Annotated in this window: 2 protein-coding genes; one reads left to right on the top strand and one right to left on the bottom strand. The window is 66.9% G+C overall.

All coding sequences use genetic code 11. The features are described from left to right. Nucleotides 1–1,294: sodium-translocating pyrophosphatase (locus tag DBR20_RS11940; protein ID WP_258223322.1), on the top strand; the 1,294-nt coding region annotated here is incomplete at its 5' end. 86 nt (nt 1,295–1,380) lie between these two features. Here DBR20_RS11940 and DBR20_RS11935 read toward each other — a convergent pair. Beyond that, the coding region (locus tag DBR20_RS11935) for an energy transducer TonB (protein WP_108266313.1) at nt 1,381–2,079 on the bottom strand (699 nt) is incomplete at its 5' end.

Below are 2,079 nucleotides of genomic sequence, written 5' to 3'. Positions count from 1 at the left end.
GGGCAGCCTGATGCTGGCCGAGGCCGGCGCCAATGCGGTGCTGTATCCGCTGGTGCTGGGCGGTGTTTCGATCATCGCTTCGATCATCGGCGCGCTGTTTGTGAAGGTGAAGCCCGGTGGCTCGATCATGGGCGCGCTGTACAAGGGCGTGATTGTCTCCGGTGTGCTGGCAGCGATCGCGTTCTATCCGATCACCACAGGACTGATGGCGGACAACGTGTACGGGCCGATGGCGCTGTATGGCTGTGCGCTGATCGGCCTGGTATTGACCGGCCTGATCGTGTGGATCACCGAGTACTACACCGGTACCCAGTACAAGCCGGTGCAGCATGTGGCACAGGCCTCGACCACCGGCCATGGCACCAACATCATCGCCGGCCTCGGCATCTCGATGAAGTCCACCGCGCTGCCGGTGATTGCCGTCTGCGCGGCGATCTGGGGCGCGCACGCGCTGGCCGGTTTGTACGGCATCGCCATCGCCGCCACGGCAATGCTGTCGATGGCGGGCATGATCGTCGCACTCGATGCCTACGGGCCGATCACCGACAACGCTGGTGGCATCGCCGAGATGGCAGAGCTGCCTTCGGAGATCCGCGACATCACCGATCCGCTGGATGCGGTGGGCAACACCACCAAGGCGGTCACCAAGGGCTATGCCATCGGTTCGGCAGCACTGGCCGCGCTGGTCTTGTTCGCCGACTACACGCACAACCTGCAGGCGGCCAATCCCGGCCAGGAGTTCCGCTTCGACCTCAGCGACCACACGGTGATCATCGGCCTGCTAATCGGCGGCCTGATTCCCTACCTGTTCGGCGCGATGGCGATGGAAGCGGTTGGTCGTGCGGCCGGCGCGGTGGTGGAGGAAGTGCGGCGGCAGTTCCGCGAGATCCCCGGCATCATGCAGGGCACCGCCAAGCCGCAGTACGACAAGGCGGTGGACATGCTGACCCGCTCGGCAATCCGCGAAATGATCGTGCCGTCGCTGCTGCCGGTGGTGGTGCCGGTGGTGGTCGGCCTGCTGCTGGGGCCACGCGCGCTGGGCGGGCTGCTGATCGGCACGATCGTCACCGGCCTGTTCGTGGCCATTTCGATGACCACCGGGGGCGGTGCCTGGGACAACGCCAAGAAGTACATCGAGGATGGCCACTTCGGCGGCAAGGGCAGCGAGGCGCACAAGGCAGCGATAACCGGCGACACCGTGGGTGATCCGTACAAGGACACCGCCGGCCCGGCGATCAACCCACTGATCAAGATCATCAACATCGTGGCGTTGTTGCTGGTGCCGCTGTTGTAAGGGCCTTCTGTAGAACCGAGTCCATGCTCGGCTCGACGGGTTCGCGGGATGGGAGAACAGCCGAGCATGGGCTCGGCTCTACAAGTTCACCGACCGCGCAGGTAGAACGCCACTGGCACCATCACTTCCACCGGGTCGCCGGCCACATCGGCCGGCGGCGCCGGCACCGGGCTGGCCCGCTGCACGGTGTCCAGTGTCTCCTGGTCGAGCAGGGCGAAGCCGCTGCTGCGCTCGATGCGCGGCGCCGACACGCGGCCGTCGCGGGCAACCGCAAAGCGCACATAGGCCACGCCCTGCTGGCGCAACCGTTCGGACTGGCGTGGATAGCGCCGATGCTGTTGCAGGTGTCCCAGCAGCAGCCCCTGCCAGGTGGCGCTGGCACTGCTGCGTTCGCCGGCCGTGGTACGCGGTGCAGCGTAACGTGCTGCTGCCTGTGCAGGAATATCCGGTGGCGCCAGCGTGCGATCGACGTTGGCGTCCGCAGCGTCCTCTGTCGGCTTCGCAGGTGTCTCGAGCGGGGCCGCAAGCTCCCCTTGTAGCAGCGCCGGCGCCTTGATCTGTTCGTGTTGCTTCGGCACGATCGCGCGCCGCTGCTGCTCCTGCTGCAACGGTCCGGCGGGCAGCGCGCGCGGCGGTACCGGCGGCGCCTGCGCGGCGGGAGCCAATTCCAGCATCAAGGCGGCAGGAGGTGCCACTGCTACGACCGGCGGCGTGCGCGACGCCCACCACCACAGCGTACCGATCAGCACCGCATGTGCCAGCAGCACGATCGCCAGGCTGGCTGC

It is taken from the genome of Stenotrophomonas sp. HMWF023 (assembly GCF_003060985.1).
Lineage (GTDB): Bacteria > Pseudomonadota > Gammaproteobacteria > Xanthomonadales > Xanthomonadaceae > Stenotrophomonas > Stenotrophomonas lactitubi.
This window is presented reverse-complemented; position numbering and strand designations above follow the sequence as displayed.